The organism is Streptococcus mitis NCTC 12261, from assembly GCF_000148585.2.
In the GTDB taxonomy this organism is placed as follows: Bacteria; Bacillota; Bacilli; order Lactobacillales; family Streptococcaceae; genus Streptococcus; species Streptococcus mitis.
The window spans coordinates 325,362-350,364 of record NZ_CP028414.1; the positions used below are offsets into that span (position 1 = coordinate 325,362).

Consider the following 25,003-nt stretch of genomic DNA (forward strand, 5'->3'; position numbering starts at 1 on the left):
GGCGAAAATGGCCCAAGATATAAAAAATGAAGAAGTAGAAGAAGTTCAAGAAGAGGAAGTTGTGGAAACGGTAGAAGAAACAACTCCTGAGAAGTCTGAATTGGACTTGGCAAATGAACGTGCAGATGAGTTCGAAAATAAATATCTTCGCGCTCATGCAGAAATGCAAAATATCCAACGCCGTGCCAATGAAGAGCGTCAAAATTTGCAACGTTATCGTAGCCAGGACTTGGCAAAAGCGATTCTCCCTTCTTTGGACAACCTTGAGCGTGCACTCGCAGTTGAAGGTTTGACAGATGATGTGAAGAAGGGCTTGGAAATGGTGCAAGAAAGCTTGATTCACGCTTTGAAAGAAGAAGGAATCGAAGAAATCGCAGCTGACGGTGAATTTGACCATAACTATCATATGGCCATCCAAACTCTTCCAGCAGACGATGAACACCCAGCAGATACCATCGCTCAAGTTTTCCAAAAAGGCTACAAACTCCATGACCGCATCCTACGCCCAGCCATGGTAGTTGTTTACAACTAGGAGAGAGCGCTTAAAAACCTTGTCCGAAACGACAATAAACTATGAAGAAAGATAAGAGGCAAGCCGGAGGCTTGCAAGGAAGATATTTCCCACCGTGGTGAAAGTTTCAGTAGCAAAAGCTACTGAAACAGGGGATTTTTGAGACAATAGGCTCAAAAATAAGTGATGAAATCCCGTAGGGAGTTGCTCACGTCCCCACCACTTAAGGGAAATATAAAAAAATAGAAAATTAACTAACAAGGAGAAAAACACATGTCTAAAATTATCGGTATTGACTTAGGTACAACAAACTCAGCAGTTGCAGTTCTTGAAGGAACTGAAAGCAAAATCATCGCAAACCCAGAAGGAAACCGTACAACTCCATCTGTAGTCTCATTCAAAAACGGTGAAATCATCGTTGGTGATGCTGCAAAACGTCAAGCAGTTACAAATCCAGATACAGTTATCTCTATCAAATCTAAAATGGGAACTTCTGAAAAAGTTTCTGCTAACGGAAAAGAATACACTCCACAAGAAATCTCAGCTATGATTCTTCAATACTTGAAAGGTTATGCTGAAGACTACCTTGGTGAAAAAGTAACCAAAGCAGTTATCACAGTTCCTGCTTACTTCAACGACGCTCAACGTCAAGCCACAAAAGACGCTGGTAAAATCGCTGGTCTTGAAGTAGAACGTATCGTCAACGAACCAACTGCAGCAGCTCTTGCTTATGGTTTGGACAAGACTGACAAAGAAGAAAAAATCTTGGTATTTGACCTTGGTGGTGGTACATTCGACGTCTCTATCCTTGAATTGGGTGACGGTGTCTTCGACGTATTGTCAACTGCAGGGGACAACAAACTCGGTGGTGATGACTTTGACCAAAAAATTATCGACCACTTGGTAGCAGAATTCAAGAAAGAAAACGGTATTGACTTGTCTACTGACAAGATGGCAATGCAACGTTTGAAAGATGCAGCTGAAAAAGCTAAGAAAGACCTTTCTGGTGTAACTTCAACTCAAATCAGCTTGCCATTTATCACTGCTGGTGAAGCTGGACCTCTTCACTTGGAAATGACTTTGACTCGTGCAAAATTTGACGATTTGACTCGTGACCTTGTAGAACGTACAAAAGTTCCAGTTCGTCAAGCCCTTTCTGATGCAGGTTTGAGCTTGTCAGAAATCGACGAAGTTATCCTTGTTGGTGGTTCAACTCGTATCCCTGCCGTTGTTGAAGCTGTTAAGGCTGAAACTGGTAAAGAACCAAACAAATCAGTAAACCCTGATGAAGTAGTTGCTATGGGTGCTGCCATCCAAGGTGGTGTGATTACTGGTGATGTTAAAGACGTTGTCCTTCTTGACGTAACACCATTGTCACTTGGTATCGAAACAATGGGTGGAGTATTTACAAAACTTATCGATCGCAACACTACTATTCCAACATCTAAATCACAAGTCTTCTCAACTGCAGCAGACAACCAACCAGCCGTTGATATCCACGTTCTTCAAGGTGAACGCCCAATGGCAGCAGATAACAAGACTCTTGGACGCTTCCAATTGACAGATATTCCAGCTGCACCTCGTGGAATTCCTCAAATCGAAGTAACTTTCGACATCGACAAGAATGGTATCGTGTCTGTTAAGGCCAAAGATCTTGGAACTCAAAAAGAACAAACTATTGTGATCCAATCAAACTCAGGTTTGACTGACGAAGAAATCGACCGCATGATGAAAGATGCAGAAGCTAACGCTGAAGCAGATAAGAAACGTAAGGAAGAAGTTGACCTTCGTAACGAAGTAGACCAAGCAATCTTTGCGACTGAAAAGACAATCAAGGAAACTGAAGGCAAAGGCTTCGACGCAGAACGTGACGCTGCCCAAGCTGCCCTTGATGACCTTAAGAAAGCGCAAGAAGACAATAACTTGGACGACATGAAAGCAAAACTTGAAGCATTGAACGAAAAAGCTCAAGGCCTTGCTGTTAAACTCTACGAACAAGCTGCAGCAGCGCAACAAGCTCAAGCAGGAGCAGAAGGGGCGCAAGCAACAGGAAACGCAGGCGATGACGTCGTAGACGGAGAGTTTACGGAGAAGTAAGATGAGTGTATTGGATGAAGAGTATCTAAAAAATACACGAAAAGTTTATAATGATTTTTGTAATAAAGCTGATAGTTATGAATCTGCAAAAGATTTTATAGATAATATTCCAGTAGTGTATTTGGCTAGGTATAAAGCAATTATTTTAGCTGAGCATGAAAGTTGTGTTAAAAATGATGAGGCGGTAAGGAATTTTGTTACTTCAGTATTGTTGTCAGCGCTAGTATCAGCACTAGTATCAGCAACCATACAAAAACCAGAATTTATAATATCGTTTATAATTGGCATGGTTTGGGTTGTCTGTGTTTTCCTTCTAATCTATTGGAATTTTATAGCCAATACTAAGAAGAGACAAAAATATATAAATGTTTGTGTGCTTATTGGATATTTAAAATCAAAATAAATTTGATTTAAGTTACTTCACTCATCCACAGAGGTTGCAATCCAGCCTCTGTTTTTCGATAAAATAGAGGATGTTGCGTATGAAAAAAGTACTTTGTATCATTTATCCTAATTTTTCTCTTTATGAGATAACCACTTTAACGAGTACTTTAGCTCTGTCTTTTGATATCACGATTGATTATGTCGCTTCTGAGAATTCGATGGTAGTCTCTGAGGATGGTTTGCCCTGTCAACCGACGAAAACATTGGATCAGCTCTGTATAGAAGATTATTCTTGTGTAATTTTGCCAGGAATGGTCAATATAGGTCCTGCTCTACAAGATGAGAAATTGATTTCGTTTTTGAGAAGTCTTAATGAGCAAGATATCCTAATTGCAGCCATTTCTTCAGCGCCCATTTTACTAGCGAAAGCTGGCTTGTTGAACGACACGAAATTTACAGGTGGAATTTGGCAAAACTTCTTTGATTATTTTGAATTTCTTCCACGTAAGAATTTTCAACCGAAAGTTCTTGTCCAAGATAAACAAATCATTACGGCTATCGGTTTTGCACATCAAGAGTTTGCAAGAAAAGTGATTTTCGGTTTAGGGTTGGCAGAGAATACGGACAACTATTTTAAAGAACAGAACGAGTATGCTGAAGAGGATTTGATATTTACTCTATCAGATGAAGAGTTTAATCAAGTGAAGCAGAGTATAGAAAACAGCCTCTAAAGATTTACATGAAAATTATAGAAAGGAACAAAGGTGTTCAGGGAATTGAACACGGGTTCCCAAATTTATTACTCAATATAAAAGAAAGGAATTGAACCCGACCTAAATTCTCGGAAAAAAGATAAATCTGCCTAGGAGCATCGCTCCAGCGTCAGATTTCCTATTTTTCAGTCGAATTTTACGGTCTTGGTATCTTGTATGAACAATACTGAATTTTATGATCGTCTGGGGGTGTCAAAAAACGCTTCGGCAGACGAGATCAAAAAGGCTTATCGTAAGCTTTCGAAAAAATATCACCCAGATATCAATAAGGAGCCTGGTGCTGAGGAAAAGTACAAGGAAGTTCAGGAAGCTTATGAGACTTTGAGTGACGACCAAAAACGTGCTGCCTATGACCAATACGGTGCTGCTGGAGCCAACGGTGGTTTTGGTGGAGCTGGTGGTTTCGGCGGTTTCGATGGGGCAGGAGGCTTCGGTGGTTTTGAGGATATTTTCTCAAGTTTCTTCGGCGGAGGCGGTGCTTCGCGCAATCCAAATGCTCCTCGTCAGGGGGATGACCTCCAATACCGTGTGAATTTGACCTTTGAAGAAGCTATTTTTGGAGCTGAAAAAGAGGTTAAGTACAATCGTGAAGCAAGCTGTAGTACATGTAATGGCTCAGGCGCTAAACCAGGAACAAGTCCAGTCACTTGTGGACGCTGTCATGGCGCTGGTGTTATTAACGTCGATACGCAGACTCCGCTTGGTATGATGCGTCGCCAAGTAACCTGTGACGTCTGTCATGGTCGCGGAAAAGAAATCAAAGATCCATGTACCACTTGTCACGGAACAGGTCATGAAAAACAAGCCCATAGTGTACATGTAAAAATCCCTGCTGGTGTGGAAACTGGTCAACAAATTCGCCTAGCAGGCCAAGGTGAAGCTGGATTTAACGGTGGACCTTATGGTGACTTGTATGTAGTGGTTTCTGTGGAAGCCAGCGATAAGTTTGAACGTGAAGGAACCACTATCTTCTATAATCTGAACCTTAACTTTGTCCAAGCAGCTCTTGGTGATACAGTTGATATCCCAACGGTTCACGGTGATGTTGAATTGGTTATCCCAGAGGGAACTCAGACTGGTAAGAAATTCCGTCTACGTGGAAAAGGAGCTCCGAGCCTTCGTGGTGGTGCAGTTGGTGACCAATATGTTACCGTTAATGTCGTAACACCGACAGGTTTGAACGAACGCCAAAAAGCAGCGCTTAAAGAATTCGCAGCTGCTGGTGATTTAAAAGTCAATCCAAAGAAAAAAGGCTTCTTTGACCATATTAAAGATGCCTTTGAAGGAGAATAAAACAAAAAGAGCCGTTGGGCTCTTTTTTGTTTATAGATTTTTTAAGACTTTCCTTAAGTAATGACGGACGGTAGCGACCTTCTTCGAAGTTCCATACCTAAACTTTGAGCCTAGGTCTCAAAGTTTCCGAACATCTGAAAGCAAGCTGTTTCAGATGTTTTCATTCCGTCGGAAAGTCTTGGATTTAGTTGTGAAATGGTGAATGAGTTGCCTAAATTATGATGTATAATTAATGGGATATAACTTGTTTACCTTTTAAAAAAGAGCCGTCGGGCTCTTTTTACTTATCTTCAGTTTCCTGCAGTTCTTTTATCACAGCTAGTCTAGTCTGGATATCTTTTTCCAAGACCTTAAACTTGTAAGTTAGGTCTTCTTGATATTCCTTGATGAGTTCTTTTTGCTGGTCGATGATTTGCAGGCTATTTTGGATAATATCCACATCATCCTTGATAGCTTGAACACGGTCAGTGGTATTCAAGACTTCATCTGTGATGGTTTGGCGATTTTTTGTGACCAGATAACTTCCGGCTGCAGCTCCTGCAAATAGCAGTAGGTTGGATAATTTCATGGCAACTCCTTAGGCGTTTTTGATAGTTTCAGCGACTTGAGCAAGTTTGTCAAAGTCTGGTTCGTGGGCGATAAAATCAATCTTGAGGTCATCGTCCGCACTGTAGCGAGGCACGAGATGAACGTGGGTATGAAAGACTGTTTGACCACCGATTTCTTCACAGTTGGCAATGATATTCATACCAGCAGCCTTGGTAGCTTTCATGACTTTTTGAGCTACTTTTGGTACTTGGGCAAAGAGTTGGCTGGCGCTAGTAGCATCCATTTCTAAAAGATTGCGATAGTGTTCCTTTGGCACGACCAAGGTGTGTCCTGGTGTCACTTGAGAGATATCAAGAAAGGCAAGAACCTGCTCATCTTCATATACTTTTGATGCAGGAATTTCCCCTGCGATGATTTTACAAAAAATGCAATCTGACATAAAATCTACCTCTACTGTATTGAATTTTGATATAATATAGCTACATTATACCAGATTTGGAGAAAATATGTTAGAAATTAAAAACCTGACAGGTGGCTATGTCCATGTCCCTGTCTTGAAAGATGTGTCCTTTACAGTTGAAAGTGGGCAGTTAGTCGGTTTGATCGGTCTCAATGGTGCTGGGAAATCGACGACCATCAATGAAATTATCGGTCTGTTGACACCTTATAGCGGATCTATCAATATCAATGGCTTGACCCTGCAAGAAGATGCGACCAACTACCGCAAACAGATTGGTTACATTCCTGAGACACCCAGTCTGTATGAGGAATTAACCCTCAGAGAGCATATCGAAACGGTTGCTATGGCTTATGGTATCGAGCAAAAAGTGGCTTTTGAACGAGTAGAACCCTTGTTAAAAATGTTTCGTCTGGACCAGAAATTAGACTGGTTCCCTGTTCATTTTTCAAAAGGGATGAAGCAGAAGGTTATGATTATCTGTGCTTTTGTGGTGGATCCAAGTCTCTTTATCGTGGATGAGCCTTTCCTTGGTCTTGATCCGCTGGCGATTGCGGACTTGATTCAGCTTTTGAAAGTGGAAAAGCAAAAGGGCAAGTCCATTCTCATGAGTACCCACGTTCTGGATTCGGCGGAGAAGATGTGTGATGCCTTTGTCATTCTCCACAAGGGGGAGGTGCGTGCTCATGGGAACCTCCAGCAACTCCGCGAAGCCTTTAACATGCCTGAGGCTAGTTTGAATGATATTTACTTGGCTCTGACCAAAGAGGAGGAGTTATGAAAGACTTGTTTTTAAAGAGAAAGCAGGCTTTTCGTAAGGAGTGTCTTGGTTATCTGCGCTATGTTCTCAATGATCACTTTGTCTTGTTCCTGCTTGTCCTGCTGGGATTTCTAGCCTACCAGTACAGTCAACTCTTACAACATTTTCCTGAAAATCATTGGCCTATCCTTTTGTTTGTAGGGATTACATCTATTTTACTTTTGCTTTGGGGTGGGATTGTCACTTATATGGAGGCACCAGACAAGCTCTTTCTCTTGGTCGGAGAAGAGGAAATCAAGCTCCATCTAAAGCGTCAAATTGCCACTTCCCTAGTCTTTTGGCTCTTTGTACAAACCCTTTTCTTGCTTTTATTTGCGCCCTTATTTTTGGCAATGGGTTCTGGCTTGCCAGTTTTTCTGGTCTATGTGCTCCTATTGGGGGTAGGGAAATATCTGCTCTTTCGTCAAAAAGCCAGCAAATTTTTCACTGAAACTGGACTGGACTGGGACTATGTCATTTCCCAAGAAAGCAAGCGTAAGCAAGTCTTGCTTCGTTTCTTTGCTCTCTTTACGCAGGTCAAGGGAATTTCAAACAGCATTAAGCGTCGTGCCTATCTGGACTTTATCCTAAAGGTTGTTCAGAAGGTGCCTGGGAAGATTTGGCAAAATCTCTATCTGCGTTCTTATCTGCGAAATGGAGACCTCTTTGCCCTCAGTCTCCGTCTGCTCCTACTTTCCTTGCTGGCGCAGGTCTTTATCGAGCAAGCTTGGATAGCGACAGCAGTGGTGGTTCTCTTTAACTACCTCTTGCTCTTCCAGTTGCTGGCCCTCTATCATGCCTTTGACTACCAGTATTTGACCCAACTCTTTCCACTGGACAAGGGGCAAAAGGAAAAAGGCTTGCAGGCGGTAGTCCGAGGATTGACCAGTTTGGTCTTAGTAGTGGAATTAGTTGTTGGGTTGATTACCTTCCAAGAAAAACTAGCCCTTCTAGCCTTACTGGGAGCTGGTTTGGTTTTACTAGTCTTGTACCTACCTTATCAGGTCAAACGTCAGATGCAGGACTAACATTGTCTATATGACACTAAAAAAGAAGTTGAGTTCAGTTTGTCTCAGCTTCTTTTATTTTCTACAAGAGAATGGTTGGACCGTAGAGACTTAACTTGGTCTTGACTTGGTCAAAGTGGAAGCGGTCATAGGCCCGCCAAGCGGCGCGAGTTGGAGCATCTGGATCAAGAGCGCTGAGTCCCATGAGAAGACTGGAAGTCTGGTAAAATTTTTCCAGTTCAATCAAGACTCGATTATCCACTGTTTCAGCCTTGGCTAGAAAACCAAGAATAGAGTTTAATTGCTCCTGAAAGCGGACGTCGTCAGCGGTTGCCTGTTTGCATGCTTGATAGGCTTTGTTTAAGTCAGTAATCAAAGTCTGAGCTCTTTTGATAGGGTCTGTATCTGTCATGAGAATTCCTCCTTTAATCTAGGTGCTAGTTTTGATTCTAGCAACTGTGTTTTGATACTGTTAGTCTATCACTTTTATCTCCTTTTTCACCATAAAATCTTTAATTGCCCTTGAAATTTCCTGAATGATACTGTTAAGATTTTATGATAAAATAGTTGTAAGATTATCATGCTTATTTGAGGAACAAGATACCCTTCAGGAGCGTTAAAGGCCTGTTTAGGATTTGGTGGGCTTGTATCAAAGTATTTTTGCTATTCTCTTTTTAGGAAGAAATCGAAACAAGGAGAGTAAGAAGATGAGAATATTTGTTTTAGAAGATGATTTTTCCCAACAGACTAGGATTGAAACGACGATTGAGAAACTCTTGAAAGAACATCATATCACTCCTAGCTCTTTTGAAGTCTTTGGGAAAGCAGACCAACTGCTGGCAGAGGTGCATGAGAAGGGGGCGCATCAGCTATTCTTTTTGGATATTGAGATTCGAAATGAGGAGATGAAGGGTCTGGAAGTGGCTAGAAAGATTCGGGATCGGGATCCTTATGCCCTGATTGTCTTTGTGACGACTCACTCGGAGTTTATGCCCCTGTCCTTTCGCTACCAAGTGTCTGCTTTGGACTACATTGATAAGGCTTTGTCAGCAGAGGAGTTTGAATCTCGGATCGAGACAGCCCTCCTCTATGCCAATAGTCAAGATAGTAAGAGTCTAGCGGAAGATTGCTTTTACTTTAAATCAAAATTTGCCCAATTCCAGTATCCTTTTAAAGAGATTTACTATCTCGAAACGTCGCCCAGAGCCCATCGTGTTATTCTCTATACCAAGACGGACAGACTGGAATTTACAGCGAGTTTAGAGGAGATTCTCAAGCAGGAGCCTCGTCTCCTGCAGTGCCATCGCTCTTTTCTCATCAATCCTGCCAATGTGATACATTTGGATAAGAAAGAAAAACTCCTTTTCTTCCCCAATGGGAGAAGTTGCCTGATCGCGCGTTATAAGGTCAGGGAAGTGTCTGAGGCTATCAATAACTTACACTTAGTGAGGTGATGGAATGGAAATAGTTTGGAAAATAGTTTATACATTTTTGGTATCTGGATTGGAGTTGTTTATATTTTTTAAGGTAGATGGAATTGGTCTCACTTTTGAGAGGATTTTTAAGGCCTTTCTTTTTAAGATACTGTTGGCATTTGTTTTTGTAACAATTAACTATATAGTAGGAAATGATTACCTATCTTATTTTACGGAACCATTGTACGGTATCGGCTTATCTTTCTTATTGTTTAGAGGGCTTCCTAAAAAACTCCTTATCTTTTATGGTCTCTTTCCAATGATATTGGTAAATCTCTTTTATAGAGGTGTTTCCTATTTTTTGCTTCCGTTTTTAGAGCAAGGGCAACTATATAATGACTACTCATTTACTTGGTTATGTATAATAATTTTCAATTTCTTCATTTCTCTAGCCTTTTTGAGATGGTTAGACTATGATTTCACTAGCTTGAGAAGGGAGAGTATAGATAAAGATTTTCAAAAATCCCTGACTACGATTAACTGGATAATGGGGGCTTACTTTCTAGTCATGGAAACTTTGTCTTTCTTTGAATATGAACAAGTTATCCAATCAAAGACTGTTCGCCATTTTATTCTAGTGTTTTACCTACTCTTTTTTATGGGGATTGTCAAGAAGCTAGATACCTATTTGAAGGACAAACTTCATGAGAGATTGGACAAAGAGAAGGCCTTGCGCTACAGAGATATGGAGCGGTATAGTCGGCATATAGAGGAACTTTACAAGGAAGTCCGGAGTTTTCGCCATGACTACACCAACCTTTTGACCAGTTTACGTCTGGGCATTGAAGAGGAGGATATGGAGCAGATAAAAGAGGTCTACGACTCGGTCTTAAAGGATTCTAGTGAAAAATTGCAGGACAACAAATATGACCTGGGCAGATTGGTGAATATTCGGGACCGTGCCCTCAAAAGTCTCCTCGCGGGAAAATTTCTAAAAGCCAGAGATAAGAAGATTGTCTTTAATGTCGAAGTTCCTGAGGAGATTCAAGTTGAGGGAATGAGCTTGCTTGACTTTCTAACCATTGTGTCTATTCTTTGTGACAATGCCATTGAAGCCAGTGTAGAGGCCAGTCAACCTCACGTTTCAATTGCCTTTTTAAAAAATGGAGAACAAGAGACCTTTATCATTGAAAACTCCATCAAAGAAGAGGGCATCGATATTTCTGAAATCTTCTCCTTTGGAGCAAGTTCAAAAGGGGAGGAGAGAGGTGTTGGTCTCTATACCGTTATGAAAATTGTGGAAAGCCATCCCAATACCAGTCTAAATACTACCTGTCAAAATCAAGTCTTTCGTCAGGTTTTAACGGTTCACTCGATGTCAGTTGATAATTAGAAGATTTGTGAAAAAAGAATTGGGAGAAGCTAACAGATAAGTTTTGTCTTTATCCAGTTTGATTTTTACCATAGTATACGAGGTATATTAAATGAATAAGAAATCCTATTTTATCGTCTGTTCTACGTTGATCATAGCATCGAATCTTCTCATGATTTCCGTGGTGAACAAGGGGGAAGAAACGGGGAGCAATCTGTTTGTGATTGCTATAGCCTGTGTTATGTTACCGTCCTTTTTATATGCGGTTGAGAACCGACTGACTTCTTTAATTGGGACAGAGTCAGTAGCTCTACTCTTATTGACAGTATTGTCTTTAGTCCGTCTTGTCAACAGAATAGAGAGGACGCCTGAAATCCTCAACATTATCATTACCCTCCTGGTTTTGGCAGGTGGGACAGCCTGTATCCTGGTTGCGATCATGAGAATCTATCATAACAGACGGAAGTAAGGGTGAATAGCTTTCGATGTATTTTTACATTGTTAAATTTCCATAGGGCAAGTATGTTTTTCATGCTTGCTTTTTTAAATTTCTTACAATTCGAGATGTTTTGATGACCATTTGTGATTTGGATGGAAAATGTTAAAAAATAGTAGTATACTAACCTTATTAAGGTTGTAATAGGACGAAAGTAAAAAGAGGTATTCCTCGTGAATGCAAAAACAATGTTACAATTGTCTATTATGGTTGCTTAACGGCTTAAGCCTGCATGTAGAGGAGCTGTACTTGGAGGTAATTATGGATTTCAAAAGTTTTCTTATTGTTTTTGTTGTTGGTATGTTTGTTTCTTTTATTACTTCTTTAATTAGGGAAAAATTTTTAAAATCTCCAAAGAAGAATAAAGATAGATCTAATTAGATAAAGAGATTTTTATCGCTAGTTTAATCTACAGAGGAGTTTCTTTAATATTGTTTCGCCTGTCAAAATGATATGTGATAGCAGGATAAAAAATCTACAAATTAAGTTGGTATCAATATGGTGTAAAGGGCAAGTATGTTTTTCATGCTTGCTTTTTTAATTTTTTACAATTCAAGATGTTTTGATGACCATTTATGATTTGAGTGTTCCAAAGATAAAATGAGTGCTATACTAGCAGTGTAAAGGTTGTAGCTCAACTAAGATAAAGCATACATTTAGGAGGAAATTTTATGAAGAAAAAAATACTGATTATTTTCGTTCTATATCTGATCATGTCTATCCTTCTTTATCCGCTTAGGGAGAGTACTTGGTATCATCTATTTTATACCATAGCCTATATGATTGCGGTTGTGATCTATTTTGCTTTAACTAAAAAGAAAGGAGAAAAGAAATGAAAACTTTTCTTGCTAAAAAACGGAACGTCTTCCTTGCGAGACTGTTCCTAGGTCAGTTGCCCTTACTTGTCTCTACTTATCTATTTCTATCTCGTCAGTTTTTAAATTTTTCCTTGGTTTTCCAATTTCTTTTAGTGGTTCTTAACTTGGCTTCGATTTTAGTCACTGTTTACCTCACTAGAGAAATGAGGATAAGAAAGTTTGAAGACGATGATTTGGTTAGTCCTAGAACCAATCAACTCATGTATATCGGCTTGACAGGCTTTATGTCTATTATCTGTTTGTATAGAGGTATCACAGCAGGAGAATCCTATCAACAATTAATTGCCTATATTGGTGCTATTCTCTGCTTGATTATTATGCTTCTACTCATTTGGGGCTTGAAGTATTATAAAAAGTAGAGGCTAATGAAGTTTTTGTTATGAATACAAAAATGATGGAACAATTTGAGGTTATGGATACTGAGATGCTTGCGAAAGTTGAAGGAAGTTTCGGAGGTTGGGGAGATATGCTTTCTGGTTTATTGGGTGGGCTAGCACCTTCTCCAATTTTGGATCAATTAAATGGTAAGTGGCCTATTATACATTTTTCAAAACCATGTGGTCCTTATGGTATAGGGGGAACTCCAAACTCATGTAATGGTATTTAAAAAGGATTGAAGCTATGAAGGCAAAATATGGGAATCAAATTGTTGATGTTTGGGAAATTGGTCAAGCAACTCCTAAACCAAGTTGGGTAGAGGAAGCTTTTCAAAAAAATTATATGGTTTGGTTGGATAATCATGTGCGCATTCTAATGGCAGGTCTTAACACTTCTCTTGCAACTAATATCAAGTTTGGTCTAGTTGGAACAGTTGGAGGAGGATTCGCTGGTTATGGAATGTATGTTCTTGGTTATCCAGGTGATTATATAGATATCACCAATCATAGAGTTGTTTCTGCTAAAACATTTCACAAAAGTTATCAAATTTTAGAAAATGATTAGATATCATTTAATTGTAATGGAGAAAGCAATGAAAAAAATATTTTTTAAAAAACGGAACATCTTCCTTGCGAGATTGTTCTTAGGTCAGTTGCCCTTACTTGTCTCTACTTATCTGTTTCTATCTCGTCAGTTTTTAAATTTTTCCGTAGTTCTCCAATTTCTTTTAGTGGTTATTAACTTGGCTTCTATTTTGGTCACTGTTTACCTCACTAGAGAAATGAGGATAAGAAAGTTTGAAGATGATGATTTGGTTAGTCCTAGAACCAATCAACTCATGTATATCGGCTTGACAGGTTTTATGTCTATTATTTGTTTGTATAGAGGTGTCACAGCAGGAGAATTCTATCAACAACTAATCGCATATATTGGTGCTGTTCTCTGCTTGCTTATCATGCTTCTACTCATTTGGGGTTTGAAGTATTATAAAAAGTAGAGGAAGGGTTTTCTTCTTAATCTGGGACTAGTCTAAAGACTGGCAGGAGGAGGTTATCATGTATAAACACTTATTTTTCCTAGATTCAAAAACCTTAGACTGGTTGACACCTTATATTCTGGTCTTGGCTTCTGACACCATTGCTTTTAATGTTTTTGTGCTAACCTTTGTATCTGTGGTGGTCTTTTATTTCCTAAATCCCATGTTATCTTTAATGGCTATCTTCTTAGGGGCTGGCTATGTGGTCGGATTTTGGTTGCTAAAATGGTTTGTTTTGGAAAGGTTAGAGTTAAAGGATGACTTGTAGGGAAGTTTGTTTGTTGAGGAGGCTAGTTTTATGGAGTTTTTTGATAAATTTCATGCCTTTTGTTTTGGATTTTTAGTACTACTAATCGTCATTACAGTTCCTTATACGATTAACCACGGGGATTTTTTTCAAAATGAATCTGAATTGATTATTGTAAGTCTTCTTGTAACCTCGCTGAGTGTTACTTATGCTAGAAAGTTTGAAATGGTTTCTTTTGGGATGTTAAGCAAGAAACAACTTTTGCTTTTCATTGCAATCTTTTTTCTAAGCGTTCTTGAGACGCTAGTTTATATTCATTTCTTCGCTGTTTCTTCTGGCGCAGGAGTTCAACACTTGGCGGAAGTCAGCAGAGGAATTTCCCTGTCTTTGATTTTGACTTCCTCAGTTTTTGGACCCATCCAGGAGGAACTCATTTTCAGAGGACTTCTTCAAGGTGCGGTTTTTGACAATTCTTGGTTAGGGATTGTACTGACTTCCTCTCTCTTTTCTTTTATGCATGGACCTTCTAATGTCCCTTCGTTTATTTTTTATCTACTTGGGGGCTTGTTACTGGGCTTTGCTTATAAAAAGAGCCAAAACCTATGGGTTTCTACTCTAGTTCACATGTTTTACAATGCTTGGCCACTCTTATATTATTTATAAAAATTATGAAAGGTAAGTAGAAGACGGTGCTTACCTTTTTCTTTCTATAATGATACCCAAGCCACCCCAGAGGCTTTTCTTTGAGAATCGGGCGTGGAGCGGTTGACGAATAGGCCAAAAACTAGTAGAATAGTAAGGAAACTTTATACGGAGGAAAGAAATGGATTTGGGTGATAATGAGCTAACACTGACTCCCATACCTGGGAAAAGTGGCAAGGCTTATATGGGTAGCTATCCTGATGGGAAGCGTATCTTTGTAAAAATGAACACCTCTCCAATCCTACCTGGTCTAGCTAGAGAACAAATTGCTCCACAATTATTATGGAGTCGCCGTTTGGCAGATGGGCGTGATATGTGTGCTCAAGAATGGTTGACAGGCAAAATATTGACCCCTTATGATATGAATCGTAAACAAATCGTCAATATTTTAACCCGTCTTCATCGCTCACGTCCGTTGATGACACAGTTGAGTCGGTTGGGATATGCCATGGAAACACCTGTAGATTTACTACAGTCTTGGCAGGAAACGGCTCCAGATGCTTTGCGTAAAAATCATTTTATCAGTGAAGTGATGGCTGATTTACGTCAGACTATTCCAGGATTTAGAGAGGATCATGCGACTATTGTCCATGGAGATGTACGACATAGTAATTGGATTGAGACAGACAGTGGCTTGATTTATTTGGTAGATTGGGATTCGGTTCGCTTGACCGACCGCATGTTTGATGTGGCCCATATGCTCTGCCATTATATTCCAGAACATCAGTGGAAGGAATGGTTGACCTACTACGGTTACAAGTACAATCAAACGGTATTAAATAAATTGTATTGGTACGGTCAATTGTCTTATTTGAGCCAGATTTCCAAGTATTATATGAACCAAGATTTAGAAAATGTCAATCGGGAGATTCATGGCCTGCGTCACTTCCGAGACAAGTATGGAAAGAGAAGATGAGAGTTAGAAATCGTAAAGGGGCGACAGAATTACTAGAGGCAAATCCCCAGTATGTGGTCCTCAATCCCTTGGGAGCCAAGGGAAAATGGCGGGACCTGTTTGGCAATGACAATCCCATTCATGTGGAAGTTGGAAGTGGAAAGGGTGCCTTTGTTTCAGGTATGGCCAAGCAAAATCCTGACATCAACTATATCGGGATTGATATTCAAAAGTCTGTTTTGAGCTACGCTTTGGACAAGGTGCTTGAAGTTGGAGTGCCTAACATTAAGCTCTTGTGGGTAGATGGTTCTGACTTGACTGACTACTTTGAAGACGGTGAGATTGATCGTTTGTATCTGAACTTTTCAGATCCTTGGCCTAAAAAACGCCATGAAAAGCGTCGTTTGACCTACAAAACCTTCTTGGATACCTTCAAACGTATCTTGCCTGAAAATGGAGAAATTCATTTCAAGACGGATAATCGTGGCTTGTTTGAGTACAGTTTAGTGAGCTTTTCTCAGTATGGCATGAAGCTCAATGGTGTCTGGCTTGATTTACATGCCAGTGATTTTGAAGGCAATGTCATGACAGAATACGAGCAAAAATTCTCCAACAAGGGGCAAGTTATCTACCGTGTTGAGGCAGAATTTTAAGAAATAGCCTGAAATCAGGCTGTATAAGTGCTTTTGCTTTACATAAGTTGGCAAACGTGCTATACTAAGAGTAAGAATATGAGAAAGTGAGGCGGGGAAATATCTTCGCCTCTTGCTTATGAGGAGGTGGACGCAATCGCAACAATCGTAGAATTAGTCAGAGAAGTTGTAGAACCTGTCATCCAAGCACCTTTCGAACTCGTGGATATCGAGTATGGAAAGATTGGCAGTGACATGATTCTCAGTATTTTTGTAGATAAACCTGAAGGAATTACCTTGAACGACACGGCAGATTTGACAGAAATAATCAGTCCTGTCCTAGACACTATCAAGCCGGATCCCTTCCCAGAACAATATTTCCTAGAAATCACCAGTCCAGGTTTGGAACGTCCTTTGAAAACCAAGGATGCAGTCGCTGGAGCTGTTGGGAAATACATCCATGTCGGGCTCTACCAAGCCATCGATAAGCAAAAAGTCTTTGAAGGAACCTTGTTGGCCTTTGAAGAGGACGAGTTGACCATGGAATATATGGACAAGACGCGTAAGAAAACTGTCCAAATTCCATACAGTTTAGTATCAAAAGCACGTTTAGCAGTTAAATTATAGAAAAAGAAAGGATAGCTTTTGAGGATTCAAAAGTGAAGAAAACATGAGTAAAGAAATGCTAGAGGCCTTCCGCATTTTGGAAGAAGACAAGGGAATCAAAAAAGAAGATATCATCGACGCAGTAGTAGAGTCGCTTCGTTCCGCTTATCGCAGACGCTATGGTCAATCAGACAGCGTAGCTATTGACTTTAACGAAAAAACAGGTGACTTTACCGTTTATACTGTCCGTGAAGTGGTTGATGAAGTATTTGATAGCCGTTTGGAAATCAGCTTGAAAGATGCTCTTGCCATTAATTCAGCCTATGAACTTGGTGACAAAATCAAGTTTGAAGAAGCACCTGCTGAGTTTGGTCGTGTAGCAGCCCAATCTGCCAAACAAACCATCATGGAAAAAATGCGCAAGCAAACACGTGCCATCACTTACAATACTTACAAAGAGCATGAGCAAGAAATCATGTCTGGTACAGTAGAACGCTTTGACAACCGCTTTATCTATGTCAACCTCGGTAGCATCGAAGCCCAATTGTCAAAACAAGACCAAATTCCTGGAGAAGTTTTTGCTTCTCATGATCGTATTGAAGTTTATGTCTACAAGGTTGAAGACAACCCTCGCGGTGTCAACGTCTTTGTTAGCCGTAGCCATCCAGAAATGATCAAACGCTTGATGGAGCAAGAAATTCCAGAAGTTTATGACGGAACGGTTGAAATCATGAGCGTAGCTCGTGAAGCTGGTGACCGTACTAAGGTTGCCGTTCGCAGTCATAATCCAAACGTGGACGCTATCGGAACAATCGTTGGACGTGGTGGAGCTAACATCAAGAAAATCACTAGCAAATTCCACCCAGCTCGCTACGATGCCAAGAGCGACCGTATGGTCCCAATCGAAGAAAATATCGACGTTATCGAGTGGGTAGCAGATCCAGCTGAATTTATCTACAATGCCATCGCTCCTGCTGAAGTTGACCAAGTTATCTTTGATGAAAACGACAGCAAACGTGCCTTGGTGGTTGTTCCTGATAACAAGCTTTCTCTTGCCATCGGTCGTCGTGGGCAAAACGTTCGCTTGGCAGCTCACTTGACTGGTTACCGTATCGATATCAAGTCTGCTAGCGAATTTGAAGCCATGGAAGAAGCTGGTTCGGTAGATTTGGAAGCAGAAAACGATACTGTAGAAGAATAAAAGCTGCTAGAGGAGGGAAAGATGAAAACGAGAAAAATCCCTTTGCGCAAGTCTGTTGTGTCCAATGAAGTGATTGATAAGCGTGATTTGCTCCGCATTGTCAAGAACAAAGAAGGACAAGTCTTTATCGATCCGACAGGCAAGGCCAATGGCCGTGGCGCTTACATCAAGCTAGACAATAAAGAAGCCCTAGAGGCGAAAAAGAAGAAGGTCTTTAACCGTAGCTTTGACATGGAAGTAGAAGAAAGCTTTTATGACGAGTTGATTGCTTATGTGGATCATAAAGTAAAAAGAAGAGAGTTAGGACTTGAATAAGCAAAAAATAAGCAATCTCTTGGGACTTGCTCAGCGAGCAGGGCGAATTATATCGGGTGAGGAATTGGTCGTTAAAGCCATTCAAGACGGCAAGGCCAAGTTGGTCTTTCTAGCCCATGATGCAGGCCCCAATCTGACCAAGAAGATTCAAGATAAAAGTCACTATTATCAAGTAGAAATTGTAACCGTGTTTTCAACACTGGAATTAAGCATAGCAGTCGGAAAATCAAGAAAGGTTTTGGCTGTGACAGATGCTGGATTTACAAAGAAAATGAGGTCTCTTATGGAATAGAAGAGGAGGACATGATTTGTCTAAGAAAAGATTGTACGAAATCGCAAAAGAACTTGGAAAAGAAAGTAAAGAAGTTGTAGCGCGTGCAAAAGAGTTGGGCTTGGATGTGAAAAGCCACTCATCAAGTGTGGAAGAAGCTGTCGCTGCAAAAATCGCTGCCAGCTTTAAGCCTGCAGCTGCTCCGAAAGAAGAAGCAAAACCTGCAGCACCAAAAGCAAGTGCAGAAAAGAAAGCCGAAAAATCTGAGCCAGCTAAACCAGCTGTAGCTAAGGAAGAGGCAAAACCGGCTGAGCCAGTTGCTCCGAAGGCAGAAAAAGTAGCAACAAAACCGCAAAGCCGTAATTTCAAGGCTGAGCGTGAAGCCCGTGCCAAAGAGCAGGCAGAACGACGCAAGCAAAACAAGAGCAATAACCGTGACCAACAACAAAACGGGAACCGTCAGAAAAACGACGGCCGCAATGGTGGAAAACAAGGTCAAGGCAACCGCGACAATCGCCGTTTTAACGACCAAGCTAAGAAACAGCAAGGTCAGCAAAATCGTGGAAATGAGCGTCGTCAACAAGAGGACAAACGTCCACATCAAGCGGCTCCACGTGTTGACTTTAAAGCCCGTGCAGCAGCCCTAAAAGCAGAGCAAAATGCAGAATATGCCCGTTCAAGTGAGGAACGTTTCAAGCAGACTCAGGCTGCCAAAGAAGCCTTGGCTCAAGCTAACAAACGCAAGGAGCCAGAGGAAATCTTTGAAGAAGTGGCTAAGTTAGCTGAACAAGCGCAACAAGTTCAAGCAGTGGTTGAACCAGCTCCTGTAGCTAAAGAAGCGCCAGTGGATACACGTCGTAAAAAACAAGCTCGACCAGACAAAGAACGTGATGATTATGATCACGAAGACGATGGTCCTAGAAAACAACAAAAGAATCGAAGTAGTCAAAATCAAGTGAGAAATCAAAAGAATAGTAACTGGAATAACAACAAAAAGAACAAAAAAGGCAATAACAAGAACAATCGTAATCAGACTCCAAAACCTGTTACAGAGCGTAAATTCCATGAATTGCCAACAGAATTTGAATATACAGATGGTATGACCGTTGCGGAAATCGCAAAACGTATCAAACGTGAACCAGCTGAAATCGTTAAGAAACTTTTCATGATGGGTGTCATGGCCACACAAAACCAATCCTTGGATGGGGAAACAATCGAACTCCTCATGGTGGATTATGGTATCGAAGCCAAACAAAAAGTTGAAGTGGATAATGCCGACATCGAACGTTTCTTTGTCGAAGATGGTTATCTCAATGAAGATGAATTGGTTGAGCGCCCACCAGTTGTAACCATCATGGGACACGTTGACCATGGTAAAACAACACTCTTAGATACCCTTCGTAACTCTCGTGTTGCGACAGGTGAAGCAGGTGGTATCACTCAGCATATCGGTGCCTACCAAATCGTGGAAAATGGTAAGAAGATTACCTTCCTTGATACACCAGGACACGCGGCCTTTACATCTATGCGCGCGCGTGGTGCTTCTGTTACCGATATTACTATCTTGGTCGTAGCGGCAGATGACGGGGTTATGCCTCAGACTATCGAAGCCATTAACCACTCAAAAGCGGCCAACGTTCCAATCATCGTAGCTATCAACAAGATTGATAAACCAGGTGCTAACCCAGAACGTGTTATCGGTGAATTGGCAGAGCATGGTGTTATGTCAACAGCTTGGGGTGGAGATTCTGAATTTGTTGAAATCTCAGCTAAATTCAACCAAAATATCGAAGAATTGTTGGAAACAGTCCTTCTTGTGGCTGAAATCCAAGAACTCAAGGCAGACCCAACAGTGCGTGCGATCGGTACAGTTATCGAAGCGCGCTTGGATAAAGGAAAAGGTGCGGTCGCAACCCTTCTTGTTCAACAAGGTACCTTGAATGTCCAAGACCCAATCGTTGTCGGAAATACCTTCGGTCGTGTCCGTGCCATGACCAATGACCTTGGTCGTCGTGTTAAGGTTGCTGGACCATCAACACCAGTTTCAATCACAGGTTTGAACGAAGCGCCAATGGCAGGTGACCACTTTGCCGTTTACGAGGATGAAAAATCTGCGCGTGCAGCAGGTGAAGAGCGTGCCAAACGTGCCCTTATGAAACAACGTCAAGCTACCCAACGTGTTAGCCTTGAAAACCTCTTTGATACCCTTAAAGCTGGTGAACTCAAGTCAGTTAACGTCATCATCAAGGCCGATGTACAAGGTTCTGTTGAAGCCCTTTCTGCATCACTTCAAAAGATAGACGTGGAAGGTGTTAAAGTTACTATCGTTCACTCAGCGGTCGGTGCTATCAACGAATCAGACGTAACCCTTGCCGAAGCTTCAAATGCCTTTATCGTTGGTTTCAACGTACGCCCTACACCACAAGCTCGTCAACAAGCAGAAGCTGACGATGTTGAGATCCGTCTCCACAGTATTATCTACAAGGTTATCGAAGAGATGGAAGAAGCTATGAAAGGGATGCTTGATCCAGAATTTGAAGAAAAAGTTATTGGTGAAGCAGTTATTCGTGAAACCTTCAAGGTGTCTAAAGTGGGAACTATCGGTGGATTCATGGTTATCAATGGTAAGGTTACCCGTGACTCTAAAGTCCGTGTTATCCGTGACGGTGTCGTTATCTATGACGGTGAACTCGCAAGCTTGAAACACTACAAAGACGACGTTAAGGAAGTTACAAACGGTCGTGAAGGTGGATTGATGATCGATGGCTACAATGATATCAAGACTGATGATGTGATTGAGGCCTACGTCATGGAAGAAATCAAGAGATAAGATTTTTTGCTCCTTTCTTAGGTGGTGAGGGACGCAAGCAAACCGATGGTTTCATTGCTTATTTTTGAGCCTAGAGTCTCAAAAATCCCCTGTGATGGGACTGATAAATCAGTTCCATCACTTTCACCACGGCGAAAGAAGCAGATGATTTCAAATTGAACTTCGTTCCAATTTGAAATGAAAATCAATAAATTTAAAAATAGCTAGGTCTGCTGGCCTAGCTTTTGGTTCAAAGTAGAGAAAGGAATATCATGGCAAATCATTTTCGTACGGATCGTGTGGGCATGGAAATCAAGCGTGAAGTCAATGAGATTTTGCAAAAGAAAGTCCGTGATCCGCGTGTCCAAGGTGTGACCATCACAGATGTTCAGATGCTAGGTGACTTGTCTGTTGCCAAGGTTTACTATACCATTTTGAGTAACCTTGCTTCAGATAATCAAAAAGCCCAAATCGGGCTTGAAAAAGCAACTGGTACTATCAAACGTGAACTTGGTCGCAATTTGAAATTGTACAAAATCCCAGATTTGACTTTCGTCAAAGACGAATCCATCGAATATGGAAACAAGATTGACGAGATGCTACGCAATCTGGATAAGAACTAAAAAGGAGGGGAAACCCTCTTTTTTGTGGGGGAAAAGGCAATAAAACATGCTGGCGGAATATTTCCAGAGTTATATTAAAAAGCTTTATAAAATTCAACTTGTATGATATTATAGGAAATAAAAAGAGTGAGAGAGAACGATTTTTCAGAAATAGGCAACAAGGCTGGTATCGATATCATTTTGAAAGTGTAGTTAAACGAGGAAAGATAATATGGGACTCATAAAAATTCTAGCTAAAACTTACGGGAATTACTTTTTGACCATGCAAGGTGTAAAAGTCATGAAAACGATAAAGAAAGATGACCATGTCGTTGTTGGTCTGGGGAAACTTTTTATTGCAGACAAGTTAATGGATACGGCTCGGTGGCTCATCAAGCCAGAGGAGAGAGAATGAAATTTTTCTGGGCGATTCTTGCTATTCTTTTTATCAAACCAATTATTGGAATTATGAAATTCCTGTGGATGATCATCTCTTTTGCAGTCCAATTGCTACTCTATAAGATATTATTTAAGATATTGGATTGGCTCTTTAAACTTATTTAGATGGTCATCCAAGTCGTGGGGAACTAGCAGGTCTTGTACTGCTAGTTTTTTAATCTCTCTCCATATGGTATAATATAAGCAGTAAAATCATTTTATACTCTTCGAAAATCTCTTCAAACCACGTCAGCGTTGCCTTGCCGTAGGTATGGTTACTGACTTCGTCAGTTCTATCCACAACCTCAAAACACTGTTTTGAGCAGCCTGCGGCCAGCTTCCTAGTTTGCTCTTTGATTTTCATTGAGTATTAGAACATACAATGGAGGTCGTCATGGACAATATCATCGATGTGTCAATTCCTGTTGCAGAAGTGGTGGACAAGCATCCAGAAGTCTTGGAAATCCTAGTGGAACTCGGTTTTAAACCACTTGCTAACCCCTTGATGCGCAACACAGTCGGTCGCAAAGTATCGCTTAAGCAGGGTTCTAAGCTGGAAGGGACTCCTATGGACAAGATTGTCCGCACACTGGAAGCAAATGGCTACGAAGTGATTGGATTAGACTAATGGCAGATGAGCGAATTCATATCCTACGGGATATTTTGTTAGAATTGCACAATGGCGCCTCTCCTGAGTCGGTTCAGGAGCGCTTTGATGCGACCTTTACAGGTGTTTCAGCCATCGAGATTTCCCTTATGGAGCACGAGCTGATGAACTCAGACTCAGGTGTCACCTTTGAAGATGTTATGGAACTTTGTGATGTCCATGCCAATCTTTTTAAAAATGCTGTTAAGGGTGTCGAAGTTGCAGATACTGAGCATCCTGGCCACCCCGTTCGTGTCTTCAAGGAAGAAAATCTGGCTCTCCGTGCTGCCTTAATTCGCATTCGGAGATTGCTAGATACCTATGAGTCTATGGAAGACGAGGAAATGCTGGCGGAGATGCGTAAGGGTTTGGTCCGTCAGATGGGACTTGTGGGTCAATTTGATATCCATTACCAACGTAAGGAAGAACTTTTCTTTCCTATCATGGAGCGCTATGGACACGATTCACCTCCAAAAGTTATGTGGGGAGTGGATGATCAGATCAGGGAACTCTTTCAAACAGCTTTAGCGACAGCCAAGTCACTACCTGAAGTGTCGATTTCCACTGTAAAAGATACTTTTGAAGCCTTTGCGACAGAGTTTGAAAGTATGATTTTCAAGGAAGAATCCATCCTCCTCATGATTCTCCTTGAGTCCTTTACTCAGGATGACTGGCTTCAGATTGCGGAGGAGAGCGACACCTATGGTTATGCCATCATCCGTCCGTCTGAGAAATGGGTGCCAGAAAGACAGAGTTTTGTTGAGGAAAAGATTGCAGAGGAGCCTATTCAGCTAGATACGGCAGAGGGACAAGTTCAGCAGGTTATCGATACGCCAGAAGGACAGTTTACCATTACCTTTACCCCTAAAGAAAAGGAATCAGCTTTGGACCGCCATAGTCAACAGGCTTTTGGCAATGGCTATCTTTCAGTCGAGCAGGCTAATCTCATTCTCAATCACCTCCCTATGGAGATTACCTTTGTCAATAAAGATGATATTTTCCAGTATTACAATGACAATGCGCCGGCTGATGAGATGATTTTCAAACGGACGCCGTCCCAAGTTGGGCGCAATGTTGAACTCTGTCATCCACCTAAGTACTTGGACAAGGTCAAGACCATCATGAAGGGTCTTCGTGAGGGAAGCAAAGACAAGTATGAAATGTGGTTCAAGTCTGAGTCGCGAGGCAAGTTTGTCCACATCACCTACGCAGCAGTGCACGATGAAAACGGAGAATTCCAAGGTGTGTTGGAGTATGTTCAGGATATTCAACCCTACCGTGAGATTGACACGGACTATTTCCGTGGATTAGAATAAGGAGAAAAAATGAGTTACGAACAAGAATTTATGAAGGAATTTGAAGCTTGGGTCAATACCCAGATCATGATTAACGACATGGCGCACAAGGAAAGCCAAAAAGTCTACGAAGAAGACCAAGACGAGCGTGCCAAAGATGCCATGATTCGCTACGAAAGCCGTTTGGATGCTTATCAGTTCTTGCTTGGTAAGTTTGAAAACTTCAAAGCAGGCAAGGAATTCCATGATTTACCAGATGGCTTGTTTGGTGAGCGAAATTATTAAACGAGAAAGGTTCTTGATTTTTCACTAAAATCTTGATAAAATATTTTTATTAAATCCTTGTCAGAACAGGGATTTTTTATTGAAAGGATTTTATCATGTCAAAGAAACTCAATCGTAAAAAACAATTACGAAATAGCCTCCGTCGTGCAGGTGCCTTTTCAAGTACTGTGACTAAGGTTGTAGAAGAGACAAAAAAAGTCGTGAAATGTGCAGAGCAGTCAGCAAGCCAAGCTGGTAAGGCTGTTTCTAAAAAAGTTGAACAAGCAGTAGAAGCTACTAAAGAACAAGCTCAAAAAGTAGCCAGTTCTGTAGAAGATTTTGCAGCAAACTTGGGTGGACTTCCACTTGACCGTGCCAAAACTTTCTATGATGAAGGCATCAAGTCTGCTTCAGATTTCAAAAATTGGACTGAAAAAGAACTCCTTGCCTTGAAAGGAATTGGCCCAGCTACCATCAAGAAATTGAAGGAAAATGGCATCAAGTTCAAGTAATCTTTCTTGTGCCTTGCATTTCCGTCAAAATCTTGCTACAATAGAGACATTAGAGGTGTTTTGAATCCCGCATTTTACAGAAAGTGGCGGAGCTGAGAAGTCCACAAATGTGTCAAAACTAGT

Annotated in this window: 31 protein-coding genes; 28 read left to right on the forward strand and 3 right to left on the reverse strand. The window is 41.0% G+C overall.

The window, feature by feature from the left end:
• Positions 1–7 precede the first annotated feature (7 nt).
• From grpE to dnaJ, 5 genes are all read left to right on the forward strand, one after another.
• Positions 8–532 carry a nucleotide exchange factor GrpE gene (gene grpE, locus SM12261_RS01715; protein ID WP_000046038.1) on the forward strand — a complete coding sequence of 175 codons (525 nt, stop codon included), beginning with the start codon at positions 8–10 and terminating at the stop codon, positions 530–532.
• A gap of 252 nt (positions 533–784) precedes the next feature.
• On the forward strand, positions 785–2,608 hold the full coding sequence (gene dnaK / locus SM12261_RS01725; protein ID WP_000034661.1) for a molecular chaperone DnaK: 1,824 nt from the start codon (positions 785–787) through the stop codon (positions 2,606–2,608).
• A 1-nt stretch (position 2,609) separates the two neighbouring features.
• Complete coding sequence (locus SM12261_RS01730) at positions 2,610–3,011, forward strand: hypothetical protein (protein WP_000114425.1); 402 nt, start codon at positions 2,610–2,612, stop codon at positions 3,009–3,011.
• Positions 3,012–3,090: 79 nt separating this feature from the next.
• Positions 3,091–3,723 carry a DJ-1/PfpI family protein gene (locus SM12261_RS01735; RefSeq protein ID WP_000756346.1) on the forward strand — a complete coding sequence of 211 codons (633 nt, stop codon included), beginning with the start codon at positions 3,091–3,093 and terminating at the stop codon, positions 3,721–3,723.
• 198 nt (positions 3,724–3,921) lie between these two features.
• Positions 3,922–5,058 carry a molecular chaperone DnaJ gene (dnaJ, locus tag SM12261_RS01740; RefSeq protein ID WP_001066310.1) on the forward strand — a complete coding sequence of 379 codons (1,137 nt, stop codon included), beginning with the start codon at positions 3,922–3,924 and terminating at the stop codon, positions 5,056–5,058.
• 280 nt (positions 5,059–5,338) lie between these two features.
• On the opposite strand, the gene SM12261_RS01745 is transcribed toward dnaJ, so the two are convergent.
• Together SM12261_RS01745 and SM12261_RS01750 are read right to left on the reverse strand one after the other, a co-directional pair.
• Entirely contained in the window at positions 5,339–5,626 is a 288-nt protein-coding gene (locus tag SM12261_RS01745; RefSeq protein ID WP_000777752.1) for a hypothetical protein, read from the reverse strand.
• A 9-nt stretch (positions 5,627–5,635) separates the two neighbouring features.
• Positions 5,636–6,046 (reverse strand): HIT family protein, encoded by a 411-nt coding sequence (locus tag SM12261_RS01750; RefSeq protein WP_001278319.1) that lies wholly within the window; start codon positions 6,044–6,046, stop codon positions 5,636–5,638.
• A 67-nt stretch (positions 6,047–6,113) separates the two neighbouring features.
• Between SM12261_RS01750 and SM12261_RS01755 the strand changes: the two genes are divergently transcribed.
• Positions 6,114–6,845 (forward strand): ABC transporter ATP-binding protein, encoded by a 732-nt coding sequence (locus tag SM12261_RS01755; RefSeq protein WP_000889948.1) that lies wholly within the window; start codon positions 6,114–6,116, stop codon positions 6,843–6,845.
• Positions 6,842–7,891 carry an ABC transporter permease gene (locus tag SM12261_RS01760; RefSeq protein ID WP_000653760.1) on the forward strand — a complete coding sequence of 350 codons (1,050 nt, stop codon included), beginning with the start codon at positions 6,842–6,844 and terminating at the stop codon, positions 7,889–7,891. Before SM12261_RS01755 ends, SM12261_RS01760 begins: the two co-directional genes overlap by 4 nt.
• Before the next feature lie 61 nt (positions 7,892–7,952).
• Here SM12261_RS01760 and SM12261_RS01765 read toward each other — a convergent pair whose 3' ends face one another.
• Positions 7,953–8,282: a hypothetical protein gene (locus tag SM12261_RS01765; RefSeq protein ID WP_000132585.1), complete on the reverse strand. Its 330-nt coding sequence runs from the start codon at positions 8,280–8,282 to the stop codon at positions 7,953–7,955.
• A gap of 295 nt (positions 8,283–8,577) precedes the next feature.
• Here SM12261_RS01765 and SM12261_RS01770 point away from each other — a divergent pair, with 295 nt between their 5' ends.
• The 21 genes from SM12261_RS01770 (at position 8,578) to SM12261_RS01895 (ending at position 24,880) form a co-directional block, all read left to right on the forward strand.
• On the forward strand, positions 8,578–9,324 hold the full coding sequence (locus SM12261_RS01770) for a response regulator transcription factor (protein WP_001219140.1): 747 nt from the start codon (positions 8,578–8,580) through the stop codon (positions 9,322–9,324).
• A gap of 4 nt (positions 9,325–9,328) precedes the next feature.
• Positions 9,329–10,678 carry a sensor histidine kinase gene (locus SM12261_RS01775; protein ID WP_000409121.1) on the forward strand — a complete coding sequence of 450 codons (1,350 nt, stop codon included), beginning with the start codon at positions 9,329–9,331 and terminating at the stop codon, positions 10,676–10,678.
• Between the two features lie 1,307 nt (positions 10,679–11,985).
• Positions 11,986–12,390 (forward strand): hypothetical protein, encoded by a 405-nt coding sequence (locus SM12261_RS01795; RefSeq protein ID WP_000846948.1) that lies wholly within the window; start codon positions 11,986–11,988, stop codon positions 12,388–12,390.
• Positions 12,391–12,410: 20 nt separating this feature from the next.
• Positions 12,411–12,638 carry a bacteriocin class II family protein gene (locus SM12261_RS01800; RefSeq protein ID WP_001093254.1) on the forward strand — a complete coding sequence of 76 codons (228 nt, stop codon included), beginning with the start codon at positions 12,411–12,413 and terminating at the stop codon, positions 12,636–12,638.
• 14 nt (positions 12,639–12,652) lie between these two features.
• Positions 12,653–12,973, forward strand: a complete 321-nt coding sequence (locus tag SM12261_RS01805; RefSeq protein ID WP_000645118.1) for a hypothetical protein — start codon at positions 12,653–12,655, stop codon at positions 12,971–12,973.
• A 28-nt stretch (positions 12,974–13,001) separates the two neighbouring features.
• Complete coding sequence (locus tag SM12261_RS01810) at positions 13,002–13,406, forward strand: hypothetical protein (RefSeq protein WP_000717993.1); 405 nt, start codon at positions 13,002–13,004, stop codon at positions 13,404–13,406.
• A gap of 58 nt (positions 13,407–13,464) precedes the next feature.
• Positions 13,465–13,713 (forward strand): immunity protein BlpZ, encoded by a 249-nt coding sequence (gene blpZ, locus SM12261_RS01815; protein WP_000276515.1) that lies wholly within the window; start codon positions 13,465–13,467, stop codon positions 13,711–13,713.
• A gap of 30 nt (positions 13,714–13,743) precedes the next feature.
• A complete protein-coding gene (locus SM12261_RS01820) occupies positions 13,744–14,355 on the forward strand; it encodes a CPBP family intramembrane glutamic endopeptidase (protein ID WP_000394026.1) in 612 nt (203 codons plus the stop codon).
• 160 nt (positions 14,356–14,515) lie between these two features.
• Positions 14,516–15,310 (forward strand): cell cycle regulator CcrZ, encoded by a 795-nt coding sequence (ccrZ, locus tag SM12261_RS01830; RefSeq protein ID WP_000362999.1) that lies wholly within the window; start codon positions 14,516–14,518, stop codon positions 15,308–15,310.
• Positions 15,307–15,942: a tRNA (guanosine(46)-N7)-methyltransferase TrmB gene (gene trmB / locus SM12261_RS01835; RefSeq protein WP_001266106.1), complete on the forward strand. Its 636-nt coding sequence runs from the start codon at positions 15,307–15,309 to the stop codon at positions 15,940–15,942. Before ccrZ ends, trmB begins: the two co-directional genes overlap by 4 nt.
• 126 nt (positions 15,943–16,068) lie before the next feature.
• On the forward strand, positions 16,069–16,548 hold the full coding sequence (gene rimP / locus SM12261_RS01840; RefSeq protein WP_000338691.1) for a ribosome maturation factor RimP: 480 nt from the start codon (positions 16,069–16,071) through the stop codon (positions 16,546–16,548).
• 43 nt (positions 16,549–16,591) lie between these two features.
• Positions 16,592–17,728 (forward strand): transcription termination factor NusA, encoded by a 1,137-nt coding sequence (gene nusA / locus SM12261_RS01845; protein ID WP_000032285.1) that lies wholly within the window; start codon positions 16,592–16,594, stop codon positions 17,726–17,728.
• A gap of 21 nt (positions 17,729–17,749) precedes the next feature.
• Positions 17,750–18,043, forward strand: coding sequence for an RNase P modulator RnpM (rnpM, locus tag SM12261_RS01850; RefSeq protein ID WP_000857567.1), 294 nt, complete (start codon positions 17,750–17,752; stop codon positions 18,041–18,043).
• Complete coding sequence (locus SM12261_RS01855; RefSeq protein ID WP_001041390.1) at positions 18,036–18,335, forward strand: YlxQ-related RNA-binding protein; 300 nt, start codon at positions 18,036–18,038, stop codon at positions 18,333–18,335. Before rnpM ends, SM12261_RS01855 begins: the two co-directional genes overlap by 8 nt.
• Positions 18,336–18,351: 16 nt before the next feature.
• Positions 18,352–21,144, forward strand: coding sequence for a translation initiation factor IF-2 (gene infB, locus SM12261_RS01860; protein ID WP_000039186.1), 2,793 nt, complete (start codon positions 18,352–18,354; stop codon positions 21,142–21,144).
• Positions 21,145–21,395: 251 nt separating this feature from the next.
• Positions 21,396–21,746, forward strand: coding sequence for a 30S ribosome-binding factor RbfA (gene rbfA, locus SM12261_RS01865; RefSeq protein WP_001273601.1), 351 nt, complete (start codon positions 21,396–21,398; stop codon positions 21,744–21,746).
• Positions 21,747–21,957: 211 nt separating this feature from the next.
• Positions 21,958–22,140 carry a hypothetical protein gene (locus SM12261_RS01870; protein WP_000522923.1) on the forward strand — a complete coding sequence of 61 codons (183 nt, stop codon included), beginning with the start codon at positions 21,958–21,960 and terminating at the stop codon, positions 22,138–22,140.
• A gap of 417 nt (positions 22,141–22,557) precedes the next feature.
• A complete protein-coding gene (locus SM12261_RS01880) occupies positions 22,558–22,791 on the forward strand; it encodes a DUF1858 domain-containing protein (protein WP_000368739.1) in 234 nt (77 codons plus the stop codon).
• Positions 22,791–24,125, forward strand: coding sequence for a DUF438 domain-containing protein (locus SM12261_RS01885; RefSeq protein WP_078228344.1), 1,335 nt, complete (start codon positions 22,791–22,793; stop codon positions 24,123–24,125). Before SM12261_RS01880 ends, SM12261_RS01885 begins: the two co-directional genes overlap by 1 nt.
• A 9-nt stretch (positions 24,126–24,134) precedes the next feature.
• A complete protein-coding gene (locus tag SM12261_RS01890) occupies positions 24,135–24,389 on the forward strand; it encodes a DUF1912 family protein (protein WP_078228342.1) in 255 nt (84 codons plus the stop codon).
• Between the two features lie 95 nt (positions 24,390–24,484).
• Complete coding sequence (locus tag SM12261_RS01895) at positions 24,485–24,880, forward strand: helix-hairpin-helix domain-containing protein (protein ID WP_078228340.1); 396 nt, start codon at positions 24,485–24,487, stop codon at positions 24,878–24,880.
• Positions 24,881–25,003: the final 123 nt, after the last annotated feature.

What these genes read in the sequence shown, in the direction of transcription:
- SM12261_RS01800 (WP_001093254.1), top strand. Translation starts at nt 12,411, where the DNA reads ATGAATACAAAAATGATGGAACAATTTGAGGTTATGGATACTGAGATG.
- SM12261_RS01895 (WP_078228340.1), top strand. Translation starts at nt 24,485, where the DNA reads ATGTCAAAGAAACTCAATCGTAAAAAACAATTACGAAATAGCCTCCGT.
- ccrZ (WP_000362999.1), top strand. Translation starts at nt 14,516, where the DNA reads ATGGATTTGGGTGATAATGAGCTAACACTGACTCCCATACCTGGGAAA.
- SM12261_RS01770 (WP_001219140.1), top strand. Translation starts at nt 8,578, where the DNA reads ATGAGAATATTTGTTTTAGAAGATGATTTTTCCCAACAGACTAGGATT.
- SM12261_RS01880 (WP_000368739.1), top strand. Translation starts at nt 22,558, where the DNA reads ATGGACAATATCATCGATGTGTCAATTCCTGTTGCAGAAGTGGTGGAC.
- SM12261_RS01730 (WP_000114425.1), top strand. Translation starts at nt 2,610, where the DNA reads ATGAGTGTATTGGATGAAGAGTATCTAAAAAATACACGAAAAGTTTAT.
- SM12261_RS01735 (WP_000756346.1), top strand. Translation starts at nt 3,091, where the DNA reads ATGAAAAAAGTACTTTGTATCATTTATCCTAATTTTTCTCTTTATGAG.
- nusA (WP_000032285.1), top strand. Translation starts at nt 16,592, where the DNA reads ATGAGTAAAGAAATGCTAGAGGCCTTCCGCATTTTGGAAGAAGACAAG.
- SM12261_RS01805 (WP_000645118.1), top strand. Translation starts at nt 12,653, where the DNA reads ATGAAGGCAAAATATGGGAATCAAATTGTTGATGTTTGGGAAATTGGT.
- grpE (WP_000046038.1), top strand. Translation starts at nt 8, where the DNA reads ATGGCCCAAGATATAAAAAATGAAGAAGTAGAAGAAGTTCAAGAAGAG.
- trmB (WP_001266106.1), top strand. Translation starts at nt 15,307, where the DNA reads ATGAGAGTTAGAAATCGTAAAGGGGCGACAGAATTACTAGAGGCAAAT.
- SM12261_RS01820 (WP_000394026.1), top strand. Translation starts at nt 13,744, where the DNA reads ATGGAGTTTTTTGATAAATTTCATGCCTTTTGTTTTGGATTTTTAGTA.
- SM12261_RS01795 (WP_000846948.1), top strand. Translation starts at nt 11,986, where the DNA reads ATGAAAACTTTTCTTGCTAAAAAACGGAACGTCTTCCTTGCGAGACTG.
- SM12261_RS01745 (WP_000777752.1), bottom strand. Translation starts at nt 5,626, where the DNA reads ATGAAATTATCCAACCTACTGCTATTTGCAGGAGCTGCAGCCGGAAGT.
- SM12261_RS01760 (WP_000653760.1), top strand. Translation starts at nt 6,842, where the DNA reads ATGAAAGACTTGTTTTTAAAGAGAAAGCAGGCTTTTCGTAAGGAGTGT.
- rbfA (WP_001273601.1), top strand. Translation starts at nt 21,396, where the DNA reads ATGGCAAATCATTTTCGTACGGATCGTGTGGGCATGGAAATCAAGCGT.
- rnpM (WP_000857567.1), top strand. Translation starts at nt 17,750, where the DNA reads ATGAAAACGAGAAAAATCCCTTTGCGCAAGTCTGTTGTGTCCAATGAA.
- SM12261_RS01870 (WP_000522923.1), top strand. Translation starts at nt 21,958, where the DNA reads ATGGGACTCATAAAAATTCTAGCTAAAACTTACGGGAATTACTTTTTG.
- blpZ (WP_000276515.1), top strand. Translation starts at nt 13,465, where the DNA reads ATGTATAAACACTTATTTTTCCTAGATTCAAAAACCTTAGACTGGTTG.
- SM12261_RS01890 (WP_078228342.1), top strand. Translation starts at nt 24,135, where the DNA reads ATGAGTTACGAACAAGAATTTATGAAGGAATTTGAAGCTTGGGTCAAT.
- SM12261_RS01885 (WP_078228344.1), top strand. Translation starts at nt 22,791, where the DNA reads ATGGCAGATGAGCGAATTCATATCCTACGGGATATTTTGTTAGAATTG.
- SM12261_RS01775 (WP_000409121.1), top strand. Translation starts at nt 9,329, where the DNA reads ATGGAAATAGTTTGGAAAATAGTTTATACATTTTTGGTATCTGGATTG.
- SM12261_RS01755 (WP_000889948.1), top strand. Translation starts at nt 6,114, where the DNA reads ATGTTAGAAATTAAAAACCTGACAGGTGGCTATGTCCATGTCCCTGTC.
- SM12261_RS01765 (WP_000132585.1), bottom strand. Translation starts at nt 8,282, where the DNA reads ATGACAGATACAGACCCTATCAAAAGAGCTCAGACTTTGATTACTGAC.
- dnaK (WP_000034661.1), top strand. Translation starts at nt 785, where the DNA reads ATGTCTAAAATTATCGGTATTGACTTAGGTACAACAAACTCAGCAGTT.
- SM12261_RS01810 (WP_000717993.1), top strand. Translation starts at nt 13,002, where the DNA reads ATGAAAAAAATATTTTTTAAAAAACGGAACATCTTCCTTGCGAGATTG.
- dnaJ (WP_001066310.1), top strand. Translation starts at nt 3,922, where the DNA reads ATGAACAATACTGAATTTTATGATCGTCTGGGGGTGTCAAAAAACGCT.
- SM12261_RS01750 (WP_001278319.1), bottom strand. Translation starts at nt 6,046, where the DNA reads ATGTCAGATTGCATTTTTTGTAAAATCATCGCAGGGGAAATTCCTGCA.